At 62.4% G+C, this 22,542-nt stretch carries 20 protein-coding genes and 1 pseudogene; 11 read left to right on the top strand and 10 right to left on the bottom strand.

Annotation, left to right across the window (positions count from 1 at the left end; translation table 11 throughout):
- Positions 1–67: 67 nt before the first annotated feature.
- The 3 genes from ACR9ZC_RS04460 to ACR9ZC_RS04450 form a co-directional block, all read right to left on the bottom strand.
- The gene (locus ACR9ZC_RS04460) at positions 68–1,030 is read right to left on the bottom strand and encodes a hypothetical protein (protein ID WP_331570583.1); all 963 of its coding nucleotides are present in this window, start codon (positions 1,028–1,030) and stop codon (positions 68–70) included.
- A 195-nt stretch (positions 1,031–1,225) separates the two neighbouring features.
- Positions 1,226–1,459 carry a response regulator transcription factor gene (locus ACR9ZC_RS04455; RefSeq protein ID WP_481579283.1) on the bottom strand — a complete coding sequence of 78 codons (234 nt, stop codon included), beginning with the start codon at positions 1,457–1,459 and terminating at the stop codon, positions 1,226–1,228.
- Positions 1,450–1,668, bottom strand: coding sequence for a response regulator transcription factor (locus tag ACR9ZC_RS04450; RefSeq protein WP_481579282.1), 219 nt, complete (start codon positions 1,666–1,668; stop codon positions 1,450–1,452). Before ACR9ZC_RS04450 ends, ACR9ZC_RS04455 begins: the two co-directional genes overlap by 10 nt.
- 402 nt (positions 1,669–2,070) lie before the next feature.
- On the opposite strand from ACR9ZC_RS04450, the gene ACR9ZC_RS04445 reads away from it, so the two are divergent.
- Positions 2,071–3,045: a cysteine synthase A gene (locus ACR9ZC_RS04445; protein WP_481579281.1), complete on the top strand. Its 975-nt coding sequence runs from the start codon at positions 2,071–2,073 to the stop codon at positions 3,043–3,045.
- Between the two features lie 9 nt (positions 3,046–3,054).
- Here the strand turns inward: ACR9ZC_RS04445 and ACR9ZC_RS04440 are convergent, their stop codons facing one another.
- The 3 genes from ACR9ZC_RS04440 to ACR9ZC_RS04430 form a co-directional block, all read right to left on the bottom strand.
- On the bottom strand, positions 3,055–4,944 hold the full coding sequence (locus tag ACR9ZC_RS04440) for a methyl-accepting chemotaxis protein (protein ID WP_481579280.1): 1,890 nt from the start codon (positions 4,942–4,944) through the stop codon (positions 3,055–3,057).
- Between the two features lie 159 nt (positions 4,945–5,103).
- Positions 5,104–6,249, bottom strand: coding sequence for a porin (locus ACR9ZC_RS04435; RefSeq protein WP_481579279.1), 1,146 nt, complete (start codon positions 6,247–6,249; stop codon positions 5,104–5,106).
- Between the two features lie 192 nt (positions 6,250–6,441).
- Entirely contained in the window at positions 6,442–7,323 is an 882-nt protein-coding gene (locus ACR9ZC_RS04430; protein WP_481579278.1) for a CDP-diacylglycerol diphosphatase, read from the bottom strand.
- Between the two features lie 40 nt (positions 7,324–7,363).
- Between ACR9ZC_RS04430 and ACR9ZC_RS04425 the strand changes: the two are divergent.
- From ACR9ZC_RS04425 to ACR9ZC_RS04410, 4 genes and pseudogenes are all read left to right on the top strand, one after another.
- Positions 7,364–8,656 (top strand): annotated as a pseudogene (locus ACR9ZC_RS04425) (quaternary amine ABC transporter ATP-binding protein); the annotation flags it as partial.
- Positions 8,649–9,554: a choline ABC transporter permease subunit gene (gene choW, locus ACR9ZC_RS04420; RefSeq protein ID WP_173255540.1), complete on the top strand. Its 906-nt coding sequence runs from the start codon at positions 8,649–8,651 to the stop codon at positions 9,552–9,554. The pseudogene ACR9ZC_RS04425 and the gene choW, both read left to right, overlap by 8 nt.
- 12 nt (positions 9,555–9,566) lie before the next feature.
- The gene (locus tag ACR9ZC_RS04415; protein ID WP_331570597.1) at positions 9,567–10,553 is read left to right on the top strand and encodes a GlxA family transcriptional regulator; all 987 of its coding nucleotides are present in this window, start codon (positions 9,567–9,569) and stop codon (positions 10,551–10,553) included.
- 129 nt (positions 10,554–10,682) lie between these two features.
- Complete coding sequence (locus tag ACR9ZC_RS04410) at positions 10,683–11,615, top strand: choline ABC transporter substrate-binding protein (protein WP_481579718.1); 933 nt, start codon at positions 10,683–10,685, stop codon at positions 11,613–11,615.
- A gap of 98 nt (positions 11,616–11,713) precedes the next feature.
- On the opposite strand, the gene ACR9ZC_RS04405 is transcribed toward ACR9ZC_RS04410, so the two are convergent.
- Complete coding sequence (locus tag ACR9ZC_RS04405; RefSeq protein ID WP_481579277.1) at positions 11,714–12,790, bottom strand: GlxA family transcriptional regulator; 1,077 nt, start codon at positions 12,788–12,790, stop codon at positions 11,714–11,716.
- 274 nt (positions 12,791–13,064) lie between these two features.
- On the opposite strand from ACR9ZC_RS04405, the gene ACR9ZC_RS04400 reads away from it, so the two are divergent.
- From ACR9ZC_RS04400 to ACR9ZC_RS04380, 5 genes are read left to right on the top strand one after another with little or no spacing between them, the layout of a single operon-like run.
- Positions 13,065–14,450: an L-serine ammonia-lyase gene (locus ACR9ZC_RS04400; protein ID WP_481579276.1), complete on the top strand. Its 1,386-nt coding sequence runs from the start codon at positions 13,065–13,067 to the stop codon at positions 14,448–14,450.
- Positions 14,451–14,477: 27 nt separating this feature from the next.
- Positions 14,478–15,722, top strand: a complete 1,245-nt coding sequence (locus ACR9ZC_RS04395; protein WP_481579275.1) for a sarcosine oxidase subunit beta family protein — start codon at positions 14,478–14,480, stop codon at positions 15,720–15,722.
- A 22-nt stretch (positions 15,723–15,744) separates the two neighbouring features.
- Entirely contained in the window at positions 15,745–16,056 is a 312-nt protein-coding gene (locus ACR9ZC_RS04390) for a sarcosine oxidase subunit delta (protein WP_173255535.1), read from the top strand.
- On the top strand, positions 16,053–19,076 hold the full coding sequence (locus ACR9ZC_RS04385; protein WP_481579274.1) for a sarcosine oxidase subunit alpha family protein: 3,024 nt from the start codon (positions 16,053–16,055) through the stop codon (positions 19,074–19,076). Before ACR9ZC_RS04390 ends, ACR9ZC_RS04385 begins: the two co-directional genes overlap by 4 nt.
- Positions 19,066–19,692, top strand: coding sequence for a sarcosine oxidase subunit gamma (locus ACR9ZC_RS04380; RefSeq protein ID WP_481579273.1), 627 nt, complete (start codon positions 19,066–19,068; stop codon positions 19,690–19,692). The genes ACR9ZC_RS04385 and ACR9ZC_RS04380 overlap by 11 nt, the downstream gene beginning before the upstream one ends.
- 111 nt (positions 19,693–19,803) lie before the next feature.
- Here ACR9ZC_RS04380 and ACR9ZC_RS04375 read toward each other — a convergent pair whose 3' ends face one another.
- Positions 19,804–20,115 carry a HigA family addiction module antitoxin gene (locus tag ACR9ZC_RS04375; protein ID WP_481579272.1) on the bottom strand — a complete coding sequence of 104 codons (312 nt, stop codon included), beginning with the start codon at positions 20,113–20,115 and terminating at the stop codon, positions 19,804–19,806.
- Between the two features lie 10 nt (positions 20,116–20,125).
- Positions 20,126–20,404, bottom strand: coding sequence for a type II toxin-antitoxin system RelE/ParE family toxin (locus tag ACR9ZC_RS04370; protein ID WP_481579271.1), 279 nt, complete (start codon positions 20,402–20,404; stop codon positions 20,126–20,128).
- A gap of 137 nt (positions 20,405–20,541) precedes the next feature.
- Between ACR9ZC_RS04370 and ACR9ZC_RS04365 the strand changes: the two genes are divergently transcribed.
- The gene (locus tag ACR9ZC_RS04365) at positions 20,542–21,531 is read left to right on the top strand and encodes an aldo/keto reductase (protein ID WP_481579270.1); all 990 of its coding nucleotides are present in this window, start codon (positions 20,542–20,544) and stop codon (positions 21,529–21,531) included.
- A gap of 31 nt (positions 21,532–21,562) precedes the next feature.
- Here the strand turns inward: ACR9ZC_RS04365 and ACR9ZC_RS04360 are convergent, their stop codons facing one another.
- A complete protein-coding gene (locus ACR9ZC_RS04360; RefSeq protein ID WP_481579269.1) occupies positions 21,563–22,534 on the bottom strand; it encodes an AraC family transcriptional regulator in 972 nt (323 codons plus the stop codon).
- Positions 22,535–22,542 lie beyond the last annotated feature (8 nt).

Below are 22,542 nucleotides of genomic sequence, written 5' to 3'. Positions count from 1 at the left end.
GTCCGTCATGAGGGGCGTGCTGCCGCGCATGTGGCCGGCGCGACAGCAAGTGGCTTCCCGTCGTGTGTCAGTGCATGGTTCCGAGAGGGGACACGTGCATCGGCACGGCCATCGGCACCGACATTGGCTGTGCCGCGAAAGGCAGCATCGATGCAAGGCCTCCGGCGATGTTGCCGATCAACCCTTGCGGCATGAGCGGGGCTGATTGAGGCTGCGCCGAAAAGGGCAGAAAGCGTGCGAAGTGTCCCGCGAGATCGCCGATCTGCTGGCCGAGCGCCGCGTTGCCCAATGCGTTGCCCAATGCGCTGCCGACCGTCGGAGCGACCGCGCTCGCGATGTTGCCGAAGGCGCCCTGTGGCATGAGGGTGGCTTGTTGGGGCTGCACCGAAAACGGCAGGAACTGCGCGAGATGCCCGGCAACGCCACCGATCTGCTGACCGAGTGCGCCGTTGCCGAGCGCGCTGCCCAGCGCGTTGCCGACCGTCGGGGCCAGCGCGCCTGCGATGTTGCCGAAGACGCCCTGCGGCGCGAACGCCTGTTGAGGCTGCACCGAAAAGGGCAGGAACTGCGCGAAATGCCCGGCGACGTTACCGATTTGCTGACCGAGTGCGCCATTGCCGAGTGCGCTGCCCAATGCGTTGCCGACCGTCGGGGCCAGCGCACCCGCGATGTTCCCGAAAACGCCTTGCGGTGCGAAGGCCGTCTGAGGTGCGAAGGCCGTTTGCGGTGCGAAGGCCGTTTGCGGCTCGACGGCGAACGGCAGAAAGCTGGCAATATGCCCTGCCACATTACCGATGGCCCTGCCTGCGCCCGGATCGCCCAAAAGACCGCCCACGGCTTGACCTACGGTCGGCGCCAGCGCGCCGACGATGCCGCTGAAAATGCCTTGCGGCGCATAGGCCATGGGCGCGACTGCTTGCGGTGCCACGGATTGCGGCGCGACGGCCTGCGGCATCGCCGCGAGATGATGAAGGTGCACGTACGGCATATGCGGCACTACGCCGGCAAAAGCAGGATGTACGTAAGTCATTTCGGAATCCTCGATGGAGAGCGGAATGGTCCGGCGCGTAAGTCGAATGGAGTGTGTGCGCCGGTCACGTGCCGACCGGGATGAAACAACCCCGATGCCGTTGGCACCTATTGGGCGAATCATCTGAACAATCGACGAACCGATTGTGCGAGTGCGGCTTCGCCGGCTCCATACGGCAAATGCGGTAGATCGCAATCAAGCCGATTCCGGCGGCTGCAAAAGGTCGTCGAGCCATCCGGCCGCCGCCGCCATGAAAATCAATGCACAGACGTTGGGGGCGCCGGTTTTTCGCAGAAGATTGGCTCGATGCTTACGCGCGGTCATGTCGCTGATCGAAAGTGCTCGTGCCGCCTGTTTGTCGCTGAGGCCGACTGCGAGAAGCCTTAATATTTCTCGTTCGCGAGGCGTGCAAACGACGGTCAGTCGCAAGTCATCGTTTTTTTGAGGGCGTCCGGATTGAGTCGAAAGTAATGCGTAGCGAGTTGAGACGACTTCGTGAAGTGGAATTTGCCCAACAGGTTTTCACGATGTTTACGCGCAGTCGCGATCGAAATCGAAAGGTGATTGGCAACTTCGCGATCGGTAAGGCCTTTCGCGATCAATTCGAAGACGGTGTTTTCCCGAGTGCTGATGTTCAAGATGGCCCCCGACGATGGGTTGAACGAGCATCCCTTTCGTCGTGAAGGCCGCGGTGGTACAGGCTGACGTTTTCGACCGGCTATTCGCCGATCCCCCGTATGCGCATATTTCCGGCAAAAGAGTATGCTGCAAAGGCAAATCTTCTGTAACCGAATAAGCTGAAAACGTTTTAAATCGAACCCGGCTCGAAATGGCCGAACTCGTTTCAATGGTGACGCGAAGTCCTGGCGGTAGGGCGGTCTCCGATTTATTCGTTTCAATCTTTGATGCGTTGAATATAGCCTAATTGAAACTTATCGGGTGTTTTGGCGGGGGGATTTGTATTGATACATACCGATCTGTTTATATTGAACCGGCCTATACTGAGATCGTCCCGTACGTGAACGGCGAAGGGAGGGATCATGCCCGCGCTCGATGGATTTACCGGCGCAATCGGCAATACGCCACTACTGCGCCTTGGCAAGCTCAGTGCCGAGACCGGATGCGAGATTCTCGGCAAAGCGGAATTCATGAATCCGGGCGGTTCGGTCAAAGACCGGGCGGCCCGCTATATCATCGAGGATGCCGAGCGCCGGGGGGCGCTGCGGCCCGGCGGCACCGTGATCGAGGGTACCGCGGGCAACACCGGCATCGGCCTCGCACATATCTGTGCGGCGCGCGGTTATCGATGCGTCATCGTGATTCCCGAAACGCAATCGCAGGAAAAGATGGATCTCTTGCGGGTACTGGGCGCCGAGGTGCGGCCGGTACCGGCCGCGCCCTACAAGGATGCCAATAATTACCAGAAAATCGCGGGCCGCCTGGCGCAGGAAACGGAGAACGCCATCTGGGCGAACCAGTTCGATAATCTCGTCAATCGCCAGGCGCACTATGAAACGACCGGCCCGGAGATCTGGCGCGATACGGCCGGCCTGGTCGACGCGTTCGTCTGCGCGACCGGCACGGGCGGCACACTGGCAGGCGTGGCGCGCTGTCTGAAGGAGCGCAAACCGGAGGTGAAGACGGTATTGGCCGACCCTCACGGCAGCGGGCTTTACAGCTTCGTCAAAAGCGGCGAGCTCAAAAGCGAAGGGAACTCGATCACCGAGGGCATCGGTTCGAGCCGCGTGACAGCGAACCTGGAAGGCACGCCGATCGACGATGCCGTTCGTATCGACGATCAGACCTGCGTCACGATGGTCTATCGGCTGCTTCGCGAGGAAGGCCTTTTCGTCGGTGGATCGACAGGAATCAATGTGGCTGCCGCCGTGCAGGTCGCCCGCGAAATGGGGCCGGGCCATACGATCGTGACACTGCTTTGCGATCGCGGCAGCCTCTATTTCGCGCGCCTGTTCAATAGCGAATGGTTGCGGCAGCGCGGGTTGCGGGCCGGCTGATGGCTCCCCTCAGTCGAGCCTGAAAAAGCCGACGGTGGTATGCAGCTCGCGGCCTTGCTCGCTCAGCGACGCCGAGGCGGCCGCGATCTGCTCGACCAGCGCGGCGTTTTGTTGCGTCGATTGATCCATGAGCGAGACGGCCTGGTTCACCTCGTCGATCGAACGGCTCTGTTCGCGGGCCGATGCGGAAATCTCGGTCGTGATCGTTGCGACGTTCGCTATGGCGTCGGTCAACTCCGAGATCGTCCGGCCGGCGACGTTGACCTGCTCGGCACCCGTTCTCACGTGGTCCACCGACGATTCCAGCAGGTCCTTGATTTCCTTCGCCGCGCTCGTCGATCGCTGTGCGAGGTTGCGCACTTCCGATGCGACGACGGCAAATCCGCGGCCGCTTTCACCCGCACGCGCGGATTCGACCGCCGCGTTCAACGCCAGGATGTTGGTCTGAAAAGCGATGCTTTCGATCATGGCGACGATGCCGACGATACGCCCCGATTGTTCGACGGCGACGTCCATCGTCCGCGCGGCGCTCGACACGGCTTCATTGCCGCGGCGGGCGGTCTGGACTGCGTTCGTTGCGACTTCGTTGACGTTTTTCGCCTGCTCGGCCGTACCGCGCACCGTATTCGCCAGTTCTTCCATCGTTGCGGCGGTCTGTTGAATCGAGGCGGCCTGTTGTTCCGTGCGCGCCGAGAGGTCGCCGTTGCCGGCGGACACTTCGTTGGCGGCGAGCTCGAAGTGACGGCTGCTTGCCATCACCTTGACGAGCACGCCATGCAGTTTCTCGACGAAAGCGTTGAACTGGGTCGCGAGGTGTCCCACCTCGTCCTTGCTGACGAGCGGCAGGCGACGCGTCATGTCGCCATCGCCCGATGCAATCTCGTACATCGAGCCCGCCAGCGTGCGCAAAGGCGACGTCATCCGGCGTCCGAGCGCAATCGTTACGGCGAGCGCTCCCGCGAGCACCAGCAGACCGACGCCGATCAGCATCGCGGTGAGCCGATTGGCGGCCGCCATCATTTCGGCGCTTGGAACCAGCGCGAAATACTTCCATCCGTTTCGAGGCGAGGTATAGACGTACGCGCGATACGACGTGCCGTTCATTTCGATCGTCGCGAGACCATCGCTCGCGGCGGCGAGTTGGCGGTACCCTTCGCCGAGCGCTTTCATATCCTTGAACTCGTGCGATTTGTCACGTGGGTCGACGAGGATTTTGCCGTTGTTGTCGACGACGATCAGGTAGCCTGTCTTGCCGAAACGGATGGCGTTCGTGAGCTTGGCGAAGCCGTCGAGCGTAATGTCGCCCTCGAGCGCGCCGATGACTTCCCCTTGCGGATTCTTCACGACGCGCGCGAACGAAATGATTGCGCCGCCCGAGGCCGCCGCATTCAGATAGGGAGCCGGTCTGACGACGCGATCGGGTGCGGTCATTGCAAGCTGATACCAGGGTCTCACGCGTGGGTCGTAGTGTGCCCCGTTGAAGCTTTCGACCGGCCACTGTACATAGCCTCCCCATTTCGTCCCGATATCGAGGTAGCGCATATTGGGGTGGCTGTCGCCGAAGGCCTTCAGCAACGCATAGATCGATCGTTCGACGGGGCCGTTCGACTCGGGCGTCATCGTATCGCTGTGCGTCATGTAATCGACGATGGTGTTATCGGCGGACTGCAGTTGAACCGTATTCACCAGGTACGTCAGGTTTTGCTCGACTTCGCGGAAAAGCCCGTCCAGCGATTCATCGGCTTGCTTGATTCGCGCACTGCTCGATTGCTCGAAAGCATCGATAGCCTGATGGCGAACGTTCAGCGCGCCTACCGTGGTCAATAACGCTACGGTGGCCGCCAACGCGAAGCCGGAGGCCACGCTGATCTTGAACGCGATCGAATGTGTGAACTTCACCTTGTCCCCTTTTGATGTTTGAATGATTCGATCTCATCCATCCGATGCGATCGAGACCGTACATGGCCGTCTATCCAGGATGTCGGCACATCGGTCGAATAATTAAGCGGGACGGATAGCGGGAGGGAGAGGCGACGCGGCGCCTCCCCGCGATGGAGTTCAGAACGAGTGCCGCATGCCGATGCGCACGTCGGCTTGCGTCGTCGTCGTGGAGGGTGTGAAGCTGTAGCCGATCACGGCATCCACGCCGCTCGACGCTTTCAGCCAATCGCCGGAGATATAGACATCGGTCCGCTTCGAGAGCAGGTAATGCAGGCCTGCCGACACCTGATTCCAGTGGTGGCCTTCGAACGACGTGTATTGATAACCGCCCACGGCACTGAATGCGGGGGTGACCTGCCAGCTGGCACCGCCTTCGCCCACGTGCATGTGGGATTTGGTACCGAGTCCCTTGATCTGCGTGTAGCTGTAGTTGCCCATCAGCGTGACCGTGCCGATCAGGTAGCTCGCGCCGATGCCGAACGTGGCCTGTTTGTCCACCGGGAAAGAACTGCTCGAAAAGAGGTCCGTGATCGCGCCGGTTGCCGGATCGACGCTGACGGTCGGCCGTCCCAGGAACGTGTGGGTGCCGATCATCGCGTAAGGATCGAACGCATAGATGCCGTGCGGATTGTTGAGCTGCGTATAGGCGGTGCCGATCGTGAAGGGGCCGTTCGCATAGTGCGCGCCGACGCTCCATGCACTGTCCTGATGAAAGTTGCCGGCCACATTGCCGAACGAATACATGCCGCCGAACTTGAAGCCGCTGAATTCGTTCGAGAGGAATTTGATCGAGTTCGGCAAACGATCGATATTGAAACGATCGAAGTCGCCCTGGTGAATCGCATAGCCGCTGGCCCATGCCGAGACGTTGTACAGCCCGACCATTTCGCCCGTCATGTCGAGCTGATTGCCGAGCGAAACGGTGCCCCAGCTGTTCTGCAGTCCTACATAAGCCTGGCGCCCGAATTCGGCGCCGCCGAATCCCAACTGGCCGTTGCCGACATGAAAGCCGCTTTCGAGTACGAAAACGGCCGAAAGTCCGCCGCCAAGATCTTCCTGGCCTTTGATACCCCAGCGATTACCATAGGAGATGCCGTCATCGAACTTGACGACATGAGAGCCGCCCGTATTGTTGACCCAGGTGATGCCGGCATCGATGATGCCGTAGAGCGTGACGCTGCTTTGCGCATAGCTTGCAGCGGGCATGCATGCGATCGCGAGCGCGGCGCCCGTGAACGCCGCTGCATTCAGTCGTTTTTTCATCGCTTCTGTCTCTGGAGGTTGGGAAGATGCGGCAGCAAGTCGTCGCGAGTCGGGCAAGTAGTGCAAAGGCGACGATTACCGCAACTTACAAGTCCATATTCCGCGTCACGTGAATAAAGGCGACATGAAATGGTCTCATTGCGACCTGGCGTGGGCGATATTCACGCGAGCGGGAGGAACGTCTGCGCGGCGTTATACCGGGCCCGCCGCCTCGCAGCGATGGTCGAGCAGGACTTCGGCGGAGCCTGTTCCGCCGTCGACGTCGGTGGCGCTGTTCACGATCAGCCACCCGTCGCGCTGTGCCCACGGGCCGGCTCCAGTGACGAGGATCGTTTGCATCGCCATCGCGCCGGGTCGGTCGCGCGCAACGATGTCGAAGGGATCCACGCTGAGCGTGGGCCCGTCGATGTGCATCACTCGATAACGCGCGCCATCGATCGTGTCCCATGTCCAGCGCTGCGCGGCGTCGTATCGATGCTTGGCGAGCGCGGCGCTCGCCGAGGCGCTCATGCAGTCGATGTGGATGTGCAACTGGTCTTGCGAACGCCGATACGTGGAGTTGATCTCGAGTCCGAGTTGATCGTCGGCGAGCGCATGCCGATGTGCTTTTACGAGCGAAGCCTGCACGTAACTGCGCGCCTGCCATGCGTCGGCCCAGTAGTTGGGGGCGTCCGGTGCCAACACTGCGGGGCTCTCGATGCCTGAAACGCGCTCGGTGGGGATCAGCAGGTGCTGGGCAATGCCGCTGCGATCCTTGAGGATGGCGAAATGCCGATCGAGGTCGACAGCGGCGCACAGACCGGTGCGGCCGCTCGAACGCGCGGCGGCGGTGCAATCGAAGTGAACGATCTGCCATAGCGCGTTCGGATCCGTCGCGGCGAGCGTCGCGCAGCCGGCTGCCAGTACCGATGCGCAAAGCAGGGCGGCGAGGCGCGGCTCGAGCCTCATGCGCCCGATACGGATACGGCTCCCGTGAAGCATCGCACGCCCCTCGGGGGCACGATGGCGCGGCTTGTCTGACATAGCGTGCGTAATGTCTTCCTGGAACACGAACTTGCCAAAAAACGGGGCCATTTTGGCATGAAACGACGCGGAACCGCGCCGGGATCGGCGGCTTGCCGGCCCGTGTCGCATTTTCGCAAGCGTGCGTCGGAATTCGTCGGCTACCCGGGGATTTTTCTGGCAACTATGTATGCAGACTGTGCAGGCACGCGCCTGCCGCAAGGAGACGGAGAAAATGAGTTCACCGAAGGTGGTCGTCGAAGGGCTCTGCAAGGTGTTCGGCAGCAACCCCAAGCAAGCGATCGACATGCTGGCTCAGGGCGCGACGAAAGACGAGATCTTTGCGCGCACAGGGCAGGTCGTCGGCGTGCACGACGTGTCGTTCGAGGTTCCGGAGGGCGAGATCTTCGTCCTGATGGGGCTCTCGGGTTCCGGGAAATCCACGCTGATTCGCCTGATCAATCGGCTTGTCGAGCCGACGGCGGGCAAGGTGCTCGTCGACGGGCGCGACATCGCAGCTGTGAAGCGCTCGGAGTTGACGGCGCTGCGCCGGCGCGACATGAGCATGGTGTTTCAGTCGTTCGCGCTGATGCCGCAGCGCACGGTGCTCGCCAACGCGGCCTTCGGCCTCGAAGTCGCCGGCGAAAAGCGCAAGGTGCGCGAGGCGCGCGCGATGGCGGTGCTCGAACAGGTGGGCCTCGCGACGTTTGCGCACAAGCTGCCCTCCGAGCTGTCGGGCGGGATGCAGCAACGGGTCGGGCTCGCACGCGCGCTGGCCGTCAATCCATCGCTGATGATCATGGACGAGGCGTTTTCGGCGCTCGATCCGCTCAAGCGCAAGGAGATGCAAAACGTCCTGCTGCAGCTGCAAAAGGACCAGCGGCGCACGATTCTGTTCGTTTCGCACGATCTCGAGGAAGCGCTCAGGATCGGGAATCGGATTGCGATCATGGAAGGCGGCCGGCTCGTGCAGCTCGGCACGCCGCAGGAAATCATCAGCAGTCCGGCGGATGAGTACGTGCGCGCGTTTTTCGATGGCGTCGATACGAGCCGCTACCTGACCGCGGGCGATCTCATGCAGACGGACGCCGTGCCGCTCGTGCGGCACCTCGATGCGGCGGGCGTCGCGGCATCGCTGAACAGCAGCGCCGACTACGCCTTCGTGCTCGACGGCGAGCGCAAGTTCCGTGGCTTCGTCACGCGCGATGCGCTCGGCAAGGCGTCCTCCGACGTCGGACAGGTCGAATGCATCTCACGCGGGGCGACGCTCGAGCAGGTCGTCTCGCGCGTCGTCGCGCATGCGCGCGCGCTGCCTGTGGTGGACGACGACGGCTGCTACTGTGGCTCGGTCGATCGCGCCGTCGTTCTTCAAGCTCTTACGCGTATGCGAGGTTCCCATGTCTGAACTCATTCCGCTCGGAAGTTGGGTGGACCACTCGGTCCACTATCTGCTCGATCACGACAGCAACACATTCGATGCGATCGGCCGGGCGATCGAATCGCTGGCGGCGCTCGTCGAGCATGGGCTGCAGGCCATACCGATGTGGGCGCTGATGGCAATTTTCATCGGCGTCGGGCTGTGGCGCGTGGGCTGGCGCTTCGCGCTGTTCACGACGCTATCGCTGTTGCTCATCTATGCCACCGGGTTCTGGGATCAGACCGTGGTCACGCTCGGCCTGACGCTCTCATCGACGATCATCAGCCTCGTCATCGGGATTCCGCTCGGCATCTGGACCGCCAAGAGCAAGCATGTGGCGCTCGTCGTGCGGCCGATCCTCGACCTCATGCAGACCATGCCGGCGTTCGTGTACTTGATTCCCGCGGCCATGCTGTTCGGCCTCGGACGCGTCCCGGGGATTCTCTCGACGGTCATCTTCGCGATGCCGCCCGCCGTGCGCCTGACGAGCCTCGGCATCCGGCACGTCAATCGCGAAATCGTCGAGGCGGGGCAGGCGTTCGGCTGCACGCCGTGGCAATTGCTCTACAAGGTGCAGTTTCCGAATGCGTTGCCGTCGATCATGCAAGGCGTCAATCAGACGATCATGATGGCGCTCTCGATGGTGATCATCGCTTCGATGGTGGGCGCCGGCGGACTCGGCAACGATGTGCTGGCGAGCATTCAGCGGCTCGATATCGGGCTCGGGTTCGAAAGCGGTTTGTCCGTCGTGCTGCTCGCGATCGTCCTCGACCGCATCACAGAGAGCTTCGGACGCATGCCCGGCGTCGTGCAGACGCAGCGCTTCAAGGGGCTTCGCAACGTGATGCGCGTGCGCTCGGCGCAGCAGCCGGCCGCTCAAAGCTGACGCGAGGCACATATGGCGTCGGCCGTCGTTGCAGCGGACGAAGCGGCGAAGACCAGGACCGAACATTTCGGCTTCCTGACTTTGCCGAACTTCTCGATGATTGCGTTCACGAGCGCCGTCGAGGTGCTCAGGATGACGAACTACGTCAGCCGCGCCGACCACTACCGGTGGTCGGTGATTTCGCCGGACGGTGTTCCGGTGCCCGCCAGCAACGGGGTCACCGTGACGCCGACCTGCACGCTGGAAACAGCGGGCGTGCCCGATGTGCTCATTGTTTGCGGCGGCACGCAGATTCGCGAGGGGGTGGATCTGCGCGTGCGCAGCCTGCTTGCTTATCTCGCCTCGCGCGATGTGCCGCTCGGCGCGCTGTGCACCGGCGCTTACGCTTTGATGAGCGCGGGCCTGCTCGACGATTACCGGTGCACCGTGCACTGGGAGGACATGTCCGCCCTGCATCGCGAGTTCCCACGCGTGAAGTTCACCGACGAGCTGTTCGTCATCGATCGCGATCGCCTCACCTGCACCGGCGGTACGGCACCGCTCGATCTGATGCTCCATCTCGTGGGGCGGCGGCACGGGCAGAACCTGGCTGGGCAGGTGTCGGCGCAGTTCATCCTGGAGCGCATCCGCAGCGCTTCGGACCATCAGCCGATTCCGGTCGATGCGCGCATCGGTTTTTCGCGGGCGGAGCTCGTCGAAGTCGTGCGGCTCATGGAAGCGAACATCGAAGAGCCGCTTTCCCTCGATGAACTGGCACGGCTCGTCAGACTCTCGCAGCGCCATCTGCAGCGCATGTTCAAGCTCTATCTCGACGTTTCGCCGACTCACTACTACTTGTCGCTTCGCCTTCGCCGTGCTCGCGAGCTGCTGCGCACGACCGATGCATCGATCGCGCATGTCACGTCGATATGCGGTTTCCAGTCTCCGTGCCACTTCAGCAAGGCTTATCGCTCGCAGTTCGGGTATGCGCCGAGCCGCGAGCGCAGGCGCGAGCATTGACGAAGCAGGTTCGTTGTGAATCGATTGGCAGTCCGTACGATGCTTTGCCTTGCCCGGCGAAGTGTCGATCCTGTAATCAGCAAAAAACAAGGCAGGGAACTGAGGATGATCGCGATGAAGCAGGTGTGGATGAAAGCCGGTTATGTAGTGGCCGCCGCGGCGCTATCGACGTCCGCTTATGCGACGGATCCGGCGGCGTGTCGCAACGTGCGTTTTGCGGATGTGGGCTGGACCGACATCGCGGCAACGACGGGCTTGGCCTCGACGGTTTTCGAAGGGCTCGGCTATCACCCGATGAAGACGATCGCTTCGGTGCCGATCACCTTTACCGGCATCAAAAGCAAGCAGATCGACGTGTTTCTCGGCTACTGGTCGCCCACGATGGATCCGATCGTCGCGCCGTTCGTCAAGGCAGGGCAGGTCAAGGTACTGGCGAGCCCCAATCTGACCGGTGCGAAATATACGCTGGCCGTCCCGGAATACGTCTATAACGGCGGGCTCAAGACGTTTGCCGATATTCAAAAGTATGCCGACAAGCTCGATGGCAAGATATACGGCATCGAGCCGGGCAACGACGGCAATGCCCTCATCGAAAAGATGATCAAGGGCAATCAGTATGGCCTCGGCAAATTCAAGCTCGTCGAATCGAGCGAGGCCGGCATGCTCGTCGAGGTGAACAAGGCGGTCCGCAACAAGCAGTGGATCGTTTTTCTCGGTTGGGAGCCTCACCCGATGAACGTGCAGATGAAGATCGATTATCTGAGCGGCGGCGACGACGTGTTCGGGCCGAACTACGGCGAGGCGAAGGTTTTCACCGCCACGCCGCCCGACTATGCGGCACGTTGTCCCAACGCGGCGAAGCTCGTATCGAATCTGAAGTTCACGACGGATGTCGAAAACCACGTGATGATGCCGATCATGAACAAGGAAGATCCGACGAAGGCCGCGACGGCCTGGTTGAAGCAGAACCCGAAGGTGCTCGATCAATGGCTCTCCGGCGTGACGACGTTCGACGGGAAGGATGGGCTCGCGGCGGTGAAGTCTTACATCGCCTCGCATTGACGTCCGATCGGGTCGATATCGGGTGCCGTGGCTGATATACGCGTCGAGGCGGGTCAGTCACGGCTGGTGCGAACCGCTCGACGAATGCGGCTTGCCCGTCAATCCTCGTCGTCGGGCAGGGATTCACCGTCGATCAGCGCGAATTCTTCCTGCTTCGACAGCCCCGCTTGCCGCTCGCGATAGGTCACGGGCGGCACGCCGAATTGCTTGCGGAACTCGCGCCCCAGATGCGACGCATCGGAGAACCCGCAGCTCGATGCGATATCGGCGACCGTTCGGTCGGAGCTCGTCAGCAGCCATGCGGCCGTGCGTAGCCGCACATGCTTGGCGAACGTCTGAGGGCTCTTACCCGTTTCAGCCTTGAAGAGCCGTTCGAGCTGACGCGGCGACAAATCGAGCTTGCACGCCAGCTCTTCGAGCGGCAGCGTACGCCCGACGTGTTGCTCCATCAACAGGATCGCACGCTTGACCTTCGGATGCGTCGCGGGCGCGAGCCCCGGTGGATGGGGCTGCGGCGCGTTGCCCTTCTGCATTTCCCCGACGAGCAAGATCCGTAACGCCTTTTGCACCGTCGCATGATCGAAGTGACGCAGCAGAATGGCTGCGGCGACGTCGATCGATGCGCGGCCGCCCGAGCAGGTCACGCGCCGGCGATCGATGACGAACAGCCTGTCGGCCACGAGCAGGTTCGTATCTGCCGACGGGAACCGCTCGATGAAATCCCAGTAGTGAAACCAGCTGACGCAGGTACGGTAGCCGTCCAGCACGCCCGCGCGCATCAGCGCGAAGACGCCTGTGCAGATGCCGACGACCGTCGCGCCGCGGTTCGCCGCGCGTCGAATGAACTCGAGCGTGTCGTCGTCGGCGTGCGGTCCCGAATGCAGCAGCCCACCGACGACGACGACGTAGTCGAACGGTTCGGACTCCTCATAGGTTTCCCACGGCGTCACCTGGATGCCGCAGCTCGCGCGCACGGGCGCAAGCGTCCTGCCCACGACGCTCCAGGCGCAGCGCACGGGCTTGCTGAAATCGCTGTCGTCGGCGGACAGGCGCAGCATGTCGACGAAGCCCGAGAATGCCGTCAGCGTGAAATTCGGCAGCAGGACGATGCCGAAACGGATGCGTTCCTTCGGTATGACGGAGGTAATCGGCGGTGACGGTTCGACTGCGTTCATGTTGCCAATGCAAAAAGACGGTGTGGCGGGCGAGCCGCCGGGTGCCCATTTGTGGTTTTCCGCCGCAAATTATCATTTACGCGCACAACCGGGGCCCGCGCGGGTAGGTTTGGCGACGGCATCCCACAGCGATGCCGCTTTTGTTCTATCGGCGAATTCTACGCTTTGGTGTACTGGCGTCCATCGGTAATCGTACGCTGCAACGGCATCACGCCAGAGGATGCGGCGCCGCACCATCTCACGAGACGTCAATTCGTCAATCGAGGCCGTCCCCATGAACGTCAGTGTTTTCGATCTCTTCAAGATCGGTGTCGGGCCTTCGAGCTCCCATACCGTCGGTCCGATGATCGCCGCGTGCCGGTTCGTCTCGCATGTCGAGGATGCGAATCTGCTCGGCTACGTACGCCGCGTGAAGGTCGAGCTATACGGCTCGCTCGGTGCGACGGGCAAGGGCCACGGCACGGACAAGGCTGTGCTGCTCGGGCTCGAGGGGCATCTGCCCGATACGATCGACCCCGATCTGATCGAGCCCCGGCTCGCCCATATTCGGCGCGAAAAATCGCTGCAACTGCTGGGTCAGACGCCCATCCGCTTCGATGAAAAGGAAGACATCGCGTTCTATCGTCGGCTCATGACCGGTACGAACGTCGTCCATTCGAACGGCATGCGTTTTCAGGCGTTCGACGAGCTCGGTCAGTTGCTCGTCGAAAAAGAGTATTACTCGGTTGGCGGCGGCTTCGTGGTCAATCGCGACGGCGACCGTGTCAACGGTGTCAGCAGCGGTGCATCCGTGCCCTATCCGTTTCGCACGGGGGCCGATTTGCTGCGCGCTTGCAGCGAACACGGGCTCTCGATCGCGCAAGTGGCCATGAAAAACGAATGTGCTTCGCGCGATGCGGCTCAGGTGCGCGAAGGGCTGCTCGCGATCTGGCGCACGATGGCCGCGTGCGTCGAGCGCGGGTGCCGCACCGAGGGAGAACTGCCCGGACCAATGCGCGTCAAGCGTCGTGCCGCGGAGCTTTCGAAGCACCTGCGGGCGCGCTCGGAGGAATGCCTGCGCGACCCGCTTTCGATGCTCGACTGGGTGAATCTCTACGCGATGGCCGTGAACGAAGAAAACGCGGCCGGCGGGCGAGTCGTCACGGCACCGACCAACGGTGCGGCGGGCGTGATTCCGGCCGTGTTGCACTACTACGTCAAGTTCGTGCCCGGCGCGAACGAGGACGGCATCGTCGATTTTCTGCTGACGGCCGCGGCCATCGGCATCATCTACAAGGAAACGGCTTCGATCTCGGGCGCGGAAGTCGGCTGTCAGGGCGAAGTCGGCGTGGCCTGCTCGATGGCGGCCGCCGCGCTCGCCGCGGTCATGGGCGGCACACCGCGTCAGGTCGAAAATGCGGCCGAAATCGGCATGGAGCACAACCTCGGCATGACCTGCGATCCGGTTGGCGGTCTCGTGCAGATTCCCTGCATCGAGCGCAACGCCATGGGTGCCATCAAGGCGCTGAACGCATCGCGCATGGCGCTCAAGGGCGACGGAGAGCATTACGTGTCGCTCGACTCGGTCATCAAGACGATGCGCGAAACGGGCGCGGACATGAAGACGAAGTACAAGGAGACGTCGCGCGGCGGGCTGGCCGTCAACGTCATCGAATGCTAAATGAGGAACACCGCAAGGACGACCGCTATGAGCCGCTTTTCCCTATTCAGTCTGGTGCGCAACGGATTGTCGTATCACGAGAGCTGGGAGCGCCAATGGCGCAGTCCCGAGCCGAAGCGCGAATACGACGTGGTGATCGTCGGCGGCGGCGGTCATGGTCTCGCCACCGCCTATTACCTCGCGAAGGAGCACGGCGTGCGTAACGTCGCCGTGCTCGAGAAGGGATGGCTCGGCGGCGGGAACACCGCGCGCAATACGACGATCATTCGTTCGAACTACCTGTGGGACGAGTCGGCTGCGCTCTACGAAAAGGCGATGAAGCTCTGGGAGGGGCTCTCGCAAGATCTCAACTACAACGTCATGTTCAGTCAGCGCGGCGTCATGAACCTCGCGCATACGCTTCAGGACGTGCGAGATACGCAACGGCGCGTCAACGCCAATCGGCTCAACGGCGTCGATGCCGAATATCTGACGCCCGAGCAGATCAAGGAGATCGAGCCGACGATCAATCTGAACGCCCGCTACCCGGTGCTCGGCGCATCGTTTCAGCGGCGCGGCGGGGTCGCGCGTCACGATGCGGTGGCCTGGGGTTTCGCGCGCGGCGCGGATTCGCATGGCGTCGACATCATCCAGAACTGTCAGGTGACGGGTATTCGACGCGATGGCGGTGCCGTCGTCGGTGTCGAAACGGTGAAGGGCTTCATCAAAGCGAAGAAGGTCGCGGTGGTCGCCGCCGGCAATACGACGACGATTGCCGATATGGCCGGTATCCGTCTGCCGATCGAAAGCCACCCGTTGCAGGCGCTCGTTTCCGAGCCGATCAAGCCTGTCGTCAATACGGTGGTCATGTCCAACGCCGTGCATGCCTACATCAGCCAGTCCGACAAGGGCGATCTCGTCATCGGCGCCGGCATCGATCAATACGGCGGTTTCGGCCAACGTGGCAGCTTCCATGTGATCGAAGGCACGTTGCAAGCCATCGTCGAAATGTTCCCCGTGTTTTCGCGCGTGCGGATGAATCGGCAATGGGGTGGCATCGTCGATGTTTCGCCCGATGCGTGCCCGATCATCAGCAAGACCGACGTCAAAGGGCTCTATTTCAATTGCGGATGGGGAACGGGCGGGTTCAAGGCGACGCCGGGTTCCGGATGGGTGTTTGCGCACACGATCGCCAACGACGCGCCGCATCCGATCAACGCGCCGTTTTCGCTCGACCGGTTCTACACCGGCCATCTGATCGACGAACACGGCGCTGCCGCCGTGGCCCACTGAAGGCACTGGAGAGAGACCAATCATGTTGATGATCGAATGCCCCTGGTGCGGCCCGCGTGCCGAATCCGAATTCTCCTGCGGCGGCGAAGCCGACATCGTGCGCCCGCTCGAGCCCGAGAAATTGTCCGACCGCGAGTGGGGCGATTACCTCTTCATGCGGCACAACACGCGCGGCGTGCATCGCGAGCAATGGCTTCACGCGCAAGGCTGCCGGCGGTGGTTCAAGGCAACGCGCGATACGGTGACGTACGCGATTCAGGGATATGAAACGTTCGACGGGGCCACCCCCGAGCGGGCGGAGCACAACGGCAAACAACAGGGCACCCAATCATGAGCAGCCAGAAAGACCGACTCGGCGCCGGTGGGCGGATCAATCGCGCCATTCCGTTGACGTTCACGTTCAACGGCCGTACGTACCAGGGCTATCAGGGCGATACGCTCGCATCGGCGCTGCTCGCCAATGGCATGCATTTCGTAGCGCGAAGCTGGAAGTACCATCGCCCGCGCGGCATCGTGACGGCGGGCGTGGAAGAGCCGAATGCCATCGTGCAACTCGAACGCGGCGCCTATACCGTGCCGAATGCGCGTGCAACCGAAATCGAGCTCTACCAGGGACTCGTCGCGCGCAGCGTGAATGCGGAGCCGTCGATCGAGGACGACCGCATGGCGGTCAATCAGAAGATCGCGCGCTTCATTCCCGCGGGCTTCTATTACAAGACGTTCATGTGGCCGCGCAAATGGTGGCCGAAGTACGAAGAAAAGATTCGCGAGGCAGCGGGTCTGGGCAAAGCGCCCGATACGCTCGACGCGGACCGTTACGACAAATGCTTCGCGCACTGCGACGTGCTCGTCGTCGGCGGCGGGCCCGCAGGTTTGGCCGCGGCGCATGCGGCCGGCCTGGCAGGCGCGCGTGTGATTCTCGTCGACGACCAGCGCGAACTCGGCGGCAGCCTGCTGTCGTGCCGCGCGCAGATCGACGGTAAGCCCGGGGTGCAGTGGGCCGAGAAGATCGAATCGGCGCTCGCGCAGATGCCGGACGTCAAAATCCTCACGCGCAGTACCGCATTCGGCTATCAGGATCACAATCTCGTGACGGTCGTGCAGCGGCTGACCGACCATCTGCCGGTTTCGCTGCGCAAGGGTACGCGCGAGCTCGTCTGGAAGATTCGCGCCAAGCGCGTCATTCTCGCGACAGGCGCGCACGAGCGGCCGCTCGTGTTCGGCAACAACGATCTGCCGGGCATCATGCTCGCATCGGCGGTGTCGACTTATGTGCATCGGTACGGCGTATTGCCGGGGCGCGAGGCCGTCGTCTTCACGAACAACGATGACGGATATCAGTGCGCGCTCGATTTGAAAGCGAGCGGCGCGAAGGTCACGGTTGTCGATCCGCGGGCATCGAGCGACGGCGCACTGCCCGCCGCCGCGCGGCGTCATGGCATCGCCGTGAAAAGCGGTGCCGTCGTCACCGTGGCGAACGGCAAGCGTCGTGTGTCGTCGGTCGAAATCGCCACGTTCGACAAGGGCGTGGTCGGCGCGCGGCAAGAGACGATCGCTTGCGACCTCGTGGCCATGTCGGGGGGCTGGAGCCCTGTGCTGCATCTTTTCGCGCAGTCGGGCGGTAAGGCGCATTGGAACGACGAGAAGTCCTGCTTCGTGCCGGGCAAGGCTGCCCAGCCCGAAGTGAGCGTCGGTGCCGCGTCGGGCGAATTCAGTCTTGCGCGCGGCCTGCGTCTGGCGCTCGATGCCGGTCTCGAAGCCGCGCAATCGGTGGGCTTCAAAGCTGTGCGTCCGCCTGCGCCGCAAGTGGCGGATATCAAGGAGTCGCCGTTGCTGCCGCTTTGGCTCGTCGGCTCACACGAGCGTGCCGCACGCGGGCCCAAGCAGTTCGTCGATTTTCAGAACGACGTGTCGGCAGCCGATATCTTGCTGGCCGCGCGCGAAGGTTTTGAATCGGTCGAGCATGTGAAGCGTTATACGGCCATGGGGTTCGGCACCGATCAAGGCAAGCTCGGCAACATCAACGGCATGGCGATTCTCGCGAGCGCGCTCGGCAAGACGATTCCCGAGACGGGCACGACGACGTTCCGCCCCAACTACACGCCTGTGACGTTCGGTGCGATCGCCGGCCGGGAGATCGGGGATTTCATCGATCCCATCCGCAAGACCTGCATTCACGAATGGCACGTGGAGAACGGTGCGGCGTTCGAGGATGTCGGCAACTGGAAGCGGCCTTGGTATTACCCGAAGGCGGGCGAAGACCTGCACGCTGCCGTCGCGCGCGAATGTCTCGCGGTTCGAACGGGCGTCGGCATTCTCGATGCGTCCACGCTTGGCAAGATCGATATCCAGGGTCCCGATGCGGCGAAGCTGCTGAACTGGGTGTACACGAATCCGTGGTCGAAGCTCGAAGTGGGCAAATGCCGCTACGGCCTCATGCTCGATGAAAACGGCATGGTGTTCGACGACGGCGTGACCGTTCGTCTGGGCGATCAGCACTACATGATGACGACGACGACGGGCGGCGCCGCGCGGGTGCTGACCTGGCTCGAGCGATGGCTGCAGACGGAATGGCCGGACATGAAGGTGCGGCTGGCTTCGGTCACGGACCATTGGGCCACGTTTGCCGTCGTTGGGCCGAAGAGCCGCAAAGTGCTGCAAAAGGTTTGCCGCGACGTGGATTTCGCAAACGAGGCGTTCCCGTTCATGAGCTACCGCGATGGCACGGTGGCCGAAGTGAAGGCGCGCATCATGCGGATCAGCTTCTCCGGCGAGCTTGCGTACGAAGTCAACGTGCCGGCCAATGCGGGGCGCGCGGTCTGGGAAGCGCTGATGGAGGCCGGTGCGGAGTTCGGTATTACGCCGTACGGCACGGAAACGATGCACGTGCTGCGTGCGGAGAAGGGCTACATCATCGTCGGGCAGGACACTGACGGGTCGATCACTCCGTTCGATCTCGGTATGGGCGGTCTTGTTGCGAAGACGAAAGACTGTCTGGGCAAGAGGTCGCTGACCCGGTCCGACACCGCGAAGGAAGGGCGCAAGCAACTCGTGGGGCTGTTGACCGACGATCCCGCCACCGTGTTGCCCGAAGGTGGCCAGATTCTGGCGAAGGGTACGAGGACACCGCCCGCGAATACCGTTGCGACGGAGCCGGTGCCGATGCTCGGGCATGTCACGTCGAGCTACTACAGCCCGATTCTGAAGCGCTCGATTGCGATGGCGGTTGTCAAGGGTGGGCTTGGCAAGATGGGGCAGAAAGTGACGATCGATTTGAACGGGCGCACCGTCGACGCGACGATATCGAGCCCCGTGTTCTATGACACCGAAGGAGTGCGTCAGCATGTGGAATGAGACGAAAGGCAATGCGGCGACGCTCGGCGGCCAGGGACGGCTCGAATCTCCGCTCGTCGGCGTGCAGGATATTCTTGCGGCGAGTCAGGCCAAGCAATCGAATGTATTTCGACTGCGCGAGCGGCCGTTTTTGGAACTCGTGAACGTGCGCGGCGATGCGCGCGATCCGGCGTTCATGAGTGCCGTGCAAAGCGTGCTTGGCGCGAGCTTGCCTGTGAAGCCGAATACGGTTGCGCAGGCGAGCGAGTGCGACATGCTTTGGTTGGGTCCGGACGAATGGCTCGTTCGCTCGATCGAGCCGCGGGCGGCTCAGCTCGAAGCGAAGCTCGGCGCGGCGTTTCAGGGGCTGTTTGCTGCGGCTGTCGATGTGGGGAGCGGTTATACGGTGTTGGAAGCGAGTGGGACGCATGTGCGCGACGTGCTGGCGCGCGGCTGCCCGCTCGATCTTCATCCGCGTATATTGGCGCGTGGGCAATGCGTGCAGAGCCATTATTTCAAGGCTTCGATCGTGCTCGTGCCGCTGGGTAGCGACAGCTATGAGATCGTGGTGCGCCGCAGTTTTGCCGATTACTTCTGCCGCATTATGTTGGATGCCGCGGCGCCGTTGTTGATGTAAGGCGGGCGATCGGCTCTGGGCGGTGGGCGGCCCGGGCCGATCGAAGAAGAGCGAAGTCTCACGTTTCGCCGAGCGAAGTTTTCAATTCGATTCTTACCTGGCCAATTGCTGTCAGTGGGCCGGCTCAGCGGGCGCATGCTTGACGTGCAGCTTGCCGCTGTTCTTACGTGCCTGCCAAAGATCATAGGCGGTCTGTCCGGCCAGCCAGACGTCGGCGCGGCCCCCTCGTTCGACGCCAAGCCACGCTTCGATGCGCAACGCCATTTCAGGCGAGATCGCGGCGTGCTCATTGAGCACGCGCGAAAGCGCGGAACGCGTGACACCGAGTTGCTGCGCGGCCTGGGTTACGGTCAGGCCGAGTGCCGGCAATAAGTCTTCGCGTAGCGTGGCGCCAGAATGCGGCGGATTGAAGATACGGCTCATAAGACAATTCCTAGGGGTAGTCCTGATAATCGATTAGCACGGCATCGGCGCCTTCGAATCGAAACGTTATGCGCCAGTTGCCGTTGACCCATATCGAAAAATGCCCCTCCAGATCTCCGTGCAGCGAGTGCAATTTCCAACCCGGCACGTTCATGTCGTCGGGACCGGCCGCATCGTCGAGCTGGCGTAGCTGACGGGAGAGCCGGTTGGCGTGGTGCGGCTGGATGCCGGCCTTGCCACCGTTCTCGAAAAAATCTCGCAAGCCTTTGTGCAGAAACGATTTGATCATTGTGCAATGTATGCTGTAACGTCACGCTGCACAAGTCGCCCATTTGCGGCTCGCAGATCGGTGTTCCAGCGCGCATCCGCCGCGAGAGCTATTCTTTGGGCTTTGCCCCTCAAGCGCTCGACTCCCGGAGGAACCCCATGGAATACCGCAAGCTAGGCCGTACCGGACTGACTGTTTCGCGCCTGTGTCTCGGCACGATGACGTTCGGCTTTCAGACCGACGAAGCGACGTCGGGCCGCATCATGGCAACCGCCGCCGATGCCGGCATTACCTTTTTCGATACGGCCAACGTCTATCCCCTAGGCGGTGGCGACTCAAACGTCGGCGCCACCGAGGAAATCGTCGGACGCTGGCTGAAGGACAAGCGCCAACGCTTCGTGCTCGCAACGAAAGCCGTCGGCAAAATGGGCCCGTCGCCGTGGGATCAAGGCGCCTCGCGCAAACACCTGCTCGATGCCATCGATGCGTCGCTAAAGCGGCTCGGCACGGATTACGTCGATCTCTACCAACTGCACTCCGACGATCGCGAAACGCCCATCGACGAAACACTCGAAGCGCTCGATACGATCGTGCGCTCGGGACGTGCCCGCTATATCGGTGTTTCCAATTTCGTGGCCTACCGGCTCGCGCGTGCGTTAGGCCGTGCCGACACGCTCGGGCTTGCGCGCTTCGTCTCGGTTCAGCCTCGCTATAACCTGCTGTTCCGCCAGATCGAGCGCGAACTGCTGCCGCTGGCCGAAGAAGAAGGGCTTGGCGTGATTCCCTACAACCCGCTGGCCGGCGGCCTATTGACGGGCAAGCACAAGCGCGGTGCGACGCCCCCCGAAGGGCGCTTCACGCTCGGCACGGCCGGCGCGGTGTATCAGGAGCGCTACTGGCACGAGCGCGAATTCGAAACGGTCGACGCGTTCTGTAAAACGACGGCTGAGGCCGGGCTGTCGCCCGTGACCGCAGCCGTCGGCTGGGTACTGGCCAATCCCGCCATCACCTCGGCGATCATCGGCGCCAGCCGGCCCCAGCAATTGAGCGATTCCATCGCGGCCGCGGCTCGACCACTCGATGCCGCGCTCAAAACGAAGCTCGACGAATTGAGCTACGAATATCGCTTCGGCGACGCGCCCCGGTAACGAAGCCCCGAGCCCAAAATGGAACGCTTGCTCATTCGGCCGTCACATACTGGCTGCGTAAAGGCGCGACGGGCGGCGGCGAGCCGACCGCCGCGCGCACGCGCCGCGCTTCGTCGGCGGGCGTGACGCCAAAAAGCCGCTTGAATTCGCGGCTGAACTGCGAGGCACTTTCATAGCCGACGTGAGCCGCCGCCGCGCTCACGTTGAGCCCGTCTTGCGCCATCAGCAAACGCGCATGGTGCAGCCGCGTGGTCTTCACATACTGCATCGGCGAAGTGGCCGTCACGGCCTTGAACTGCGCATGGAACACCGCGAGACTCATGCCTGCCTCACGCGCGAGCGTTTCGACGTCGAGGGTGTTTTGGTAATCCGAATGAATGCGGCGCAACGCCTTCGCAATGCGACCGAAATGATGCTGATGCGTCAGCGCGACGCGAATGACATCGCCTTGCGGACCGGTCAGCACGCGATAGCAGATCTCGCGCACGATGCCCGGGCCGAGAATCGGGGCGTCGGCAGGCGAGGCCAGCGCTTCCACGAGCCGCAATACCGCATCGGCGAGCGGCCTTTCGAGCGGAGTGGCGTAAAACGCCCGCGGCTCGCCCTGGATGGGACCGCGCGAGTCGTTCAGCGCAATCAGCAGTTCCGCGACGACAGCGAGATCCATCTGGATCTTGACGGCCAGCAGCGGTTCATCAGGCGTCGCTTCGGTCTCGCATTCGAACGGCAGCGGCACGGCCATCACGAGATAGTGCTGCGGGTCGTAGACGAAGGTCTGAGCGCCCAGGAAGCCTCGTTTCCGTCCTTGGCAGACGATGACGATGCTCGGGTCGTACAAGACCGGTATGCGCGGGCAGCGATGGTTCAGGCGCATCAGCTTTACGCCTTCGATCGACGAAGGCACGATGCCTTCGGCCGGCGCGAGCCGGCCCAGCAATTCGACGACGCGTGTCTGCGATGCGTCGATGCCCACACGAGCGGTTTCCGAAGAAGAATGCGTCATGTCCGGGG

This window comes from Trinickia sp. HAY1-2D, assembly GCF_056754935.1.
Note: the sequence above shows the minus strand (reverse complement) of the source record. Positions and strands in the feature narration are given on the sequence as shown.

Excerpts from the sequence above, each read along its gene's own strand:
- ACR9ZC_RS04460 (WP_331570583.1), bottom strand. The coding sequence starts at position 1,030 with ATGACTTACGTACATCCTGCTTTTGCCGGCGTAGTGCCGCATATGCCG.
- ACR9ZC_RS04445 (WP_481579281.1), top strand. The coding sequence starts at position 2,071 with ATGCCCGCGCTCGATGGATTTACCGGCGCAATCGGCAATACGCCACTA.
- ACR9ZC_RS04435 (WP_481579279.1), bottom strand. The coding sequence starts at position 6,249 with ATGAAAAAACGACTGAATGCAGCGGCGTTCACGGGCGCCGCGCTCGCG.
- ACR9ZC_RS04430 (WP_481579278.1), bottom strand. The coding sequence starts at position 7,323 with ATGGCCCCGTTTTTTGGCAAGTTCGTGTTCCAGGAAGACATTACGCAC.
- choW (WP_173255540.1), top strand. The coding sequence starts at position 8,649 with ATGTCTGAACTCATTCCGCTCGGAAGTTGGGTGGACCACTCGGTCCAC.
- ACR9ZC_RS04415 (WP_331570597.1), top strand. The coding sequence starts at position 9,567 with ATGGCGTCGGCCGTCGTTGCAGCGGACGAAGCGGCGAAGACCAGGACC.
- ACR9ZC_RS04410 (WP_481579718.1), top strand. The coding sequence starts at position 10,683 with ATGAAAGCCGGTTATGTAGTGGCCGCCGCGGCGCTATCGACGTCCGCT.
- ACR9ZC_RS04405 (WP_481579277.1), bottom strand. The coding sequence starts at position 12,790 with ATGAACGCAGTCGAACCGTCACCGCCGATTACCTCCGTCATACCGAAG.
- ACR9ZC_RS04400 (WP_481579276.1), top strand. The coding sequence starts at position 13,065 with ATGAACGTCAGTGTTTTCGATCTCTTCAAGATCGGTGTCGGGCCTTCG.
- ACR9ZC_RS04395 (WP_481579275.1), top strand. The coding sequence starts at position 14,478 with ATGAGCCGCTTTTCCCTATTCAGTCTGGTGCGCAACGGATTGTCGTAT.
- ACR9ZC_RS04390 (WP_173255535.1), top strand. The coding sequence starts at position 15,745 with ATGTTGATGATCGAATGCCCCTGGTGCGGCCCGCGTGCCGAATCCGAA.
- ACR9ZC_RS04385 (WP_481579274.1), top strand. The coding sequence starts at position 16,053 with ATGAGCAGCCAGAAAGACCGACTCGGCGCCGGTGGGCGGATCAATCGC.
- ACR9ZC_RS04380 (WP_481579273.1), top strand. The coding sequence starts at position 19,066 with ATGTGGAATGAGACGAAAGGCAATGCGGCGACGCTCGGCGGCCAGGGA.
- ACR9ZC_RS04375 (WP_481579272.1), bottom strand. The coding sequence starts at position 20,115 with ATGAGCCGTATCTTCAATCCGCCGCATTCTGGCGCCACGCTACGCGAA.
- ACR9ZC_RS04370 (WP_481579271.1), bottom strand. The coding sequence starts at position 20,404 with ATGATCAAATCGTTTCTGCACAAAGGCTTGCGAGATTTTTTCGAGAAC.
- ACR9ZC_RS04365 (WP_481579270.1), top strand. The coding sequence starts at position 20,542 with ATGGAATACCGCAAGCTAGGCCGTACCGGACTGACTGTTTCGCGCCTG.
- ACR9ZC_RS04360 (WP_481579269.1), bottom strand. The coding sequence starts at position 22,534 with ATGACGCATTCTTCTTCGGAAACCGCTCGTGTGGGCATCGACGCATCG.